Origin of the sequence: Streptomyces marokkonensis (assembly GCF_039539045.1) — a bacterium.
In the GTDB taxonomy this organism is placed as follows: domain Bacteria; phylum Actinomycetota; class Actinomycetes; order Streptomycetales; family Streptomycetaceae; genus Streptomyces; species Streptomyces marokkonensis.
The window spans coordinates 1-2341 of sequence record NZ_BAABCQ010000348.1 but is presented as its reverse complement, the minus strand read 5'-3'; the positions used below and the strand labels follow the sequence as shown (position 1 = coordinate 2341).

Here is a 2341-nt window from a genome sequence, read left to right as displayed (position 1 = left end):
CACGCCTTCTTCCCCGGCGCCCGCCGCGTCGACCTGCCCACCTACGCCTTCCAGCAGCAGCGCTACTGGTTGGAGGCCCCCGAGGCCGAGGCCGAGGCCGCGGCGGTGGACGCGGTCGACGCGGTCGACGCCGAGTTCTGGGCGAGCGTCGAGCGCGAGGACGCCCAGTCCCTCGCCGCCACGCTGGAGCTGAGCCCCGGCGAGCTGGACGTCCTCATCCCCAAGCTGTCCGCCTGGCGCCGTCGGCGGCGCCAGCAGTCCCTTGTGGACGGCTGGCGCTACCAGCTGACGTGGCAGCCACTGAACGGCCTTTCCGCCGGTGACCTCACGGGCACCACCTGGCTGTTCGCCGCTCCCGAGGACGACGAGTGGGCCCGGACCGTCCACGAGTCCCTCACCGGACGCGGCGCGCACCTCGTCCCGCTCGCGGCCCGCACCGGCGCCGACCGCGCGTCCCTGGCCGACGAGCTGACCCAGGCGGTGGCCGCCGCCGGACCGGTCGACGGCATACTGTCGCTGCTCGCCATCGACGAGACCGCCACGCCCGGGCACCCTGCGCTGCCGCAGGGGCTCACGCACACCGTGGCCCTGGCCCAGGCACTGGGCGACGCCGACATCGACGCGCCGCTGTGGTGCGTCACTCGAGGCGCGGCCGCCACCGGCCGCTCCGACGACGCGCCGCTGAGCGCCGTGCAGAACCAGGTGTGGGGACTCGGCCGCGCCCTGGCCCTGGAGCACTCCCGGCGCTGGGGCGGCCTGATCGACCTGCCCGCGGCCGTCGACGAGCGCGCCGCCGGCCGTATCGCCGCCGTACTGCGGCAGGGAACTGCCTCGCGTGGCCAGGGGACCGGCACCGCGGAGGGCGGGGAGGACCAGGTCGCGGTCCGCGCCTCCGGCGTGTTCACCGCCCGGCTCGCCCACGCCCGGAGCGAGAGCGGCCGGCCGTGGACGCCGCGCGGCACCATCCTGGTCACCGGCGGTACGGGCGCGCTGGGCACGCACATCGCCCGCTGGCTCGCCGGTGCCGGCGCCGAGCACCTGGTGCTCGCCGGCCGCCGTGGCGCCGACGCGTCCGGCGCCCCCGGGCTCAAGGCCGAACTGGAGGAGCTGGGCGCGCGTGTCACCCTCGCCGTCTGCGACGTCTCCGACCGCGACGCGGTGGCGGCACTGCTCGCCGAGCACACCTTCACCTCCGTCTTCCATGCCGCGGGCGTGCCCCAGTTCGGCGCCTTCGACGAGCTGGCCCCGGCCGATCTCGCCCGCACACTGGCGGCGAAGACCCAGGGCGCCGCGCACCTGGATGACCTGCTCGGCGACCGCGAGCTGGACGCCTTCGTCCTCTTCTCCTCGATCGCCGGCGTCTGGGGCAGTGGGCTGCAGACCGGCTACGCGGCCGCCAACGCCTTCCTCGACGGGTTCGCCGCCCGGCGCAGGGCCCGGGGCCTGACCGCCACCGCGATCGCCTGGGGCCCCTGGGCCGACGGCGGCATGGTCACCGACTCGGACGAGGAGCACCTGCGCCGCCGCGGGGTCGTCACCCTGCCCCCCGCCCTCGCCGTGACCGCCGTCCAGCGCGCCCTGGACTGCGACGACACCGCGGTCGTCGTGGCCGACATCGCGTGGGGCCGGTTCATCGGACCGTTCACCCTCGGCCGTCCGAGCGCCCTGCTGTCCGAGCTGCCCGAGGTGCGCCGCGCCGCACCGGCCGACGCCGCCGAGGGCACCGGCGGCACGCTCCTGGCGGACCGGCTGGCCGGACTGCCGGAGGCCGAACGCACCCAGATCCTGGTCGACTTGGTCCGGGCGCACGTCGCGGCCGTGCTCGGCCACTCCTCGGCGGCGGAGATCGAGCCCGACCGGGCCTTCAAGGACCTCGGCTTCGATTCCCTGACCGCCGTCGAACTCCGCAGCGAAGTCAACACGGCTACCGGCCTCGCACTGCCGTCCACACTGGTCTTCGACTACCCCAACGCCACGGCGCTCGCCCGTTTCCTGGAGAGCGAACTGCTCGGGGCGCAGCCCGCCGTGCCGCAGGCGCGGCGCTCGGCAGCCGCCGACGACGAGCCCATCGCCATCGTCGCGATGAGTTGCCACCTGCCCGGCGGCGTCGACTCGCCGGAGGCCCTGTGGGACCTGGTGAGGTCCGGCGGCGACGCCGTCTCGGAGTTCCCCCCCGACCGCGGCTGGGACCTCGACGGGCTCTACGACCCCGATCCCGAGCGGCCCGGCACGGCGTACGCGCGCGACGGCGGGTTCCTCCACCACGCCACCGAGTTCGACCCGGCCTTCTTCGGGATCTCGCCGCGTGAGGCGCTGGCGATGGATCCGCAGCAGCGGCTGC

The 2341-nt window shown here is 75.7% G+C and carries 1 protein-coding gene; it reads left to right on the top strand.

Going from position 1 to position 2341, the window contains the following annotated elements:
• On the top strand, positions 1–2341 hold a 2341-nt coding region (locus tag ABEA26_RS35760), incomplete at both ends, for an SDR family NAD(P)-dependent oxidoreductase (protein ID WP_345598215.1).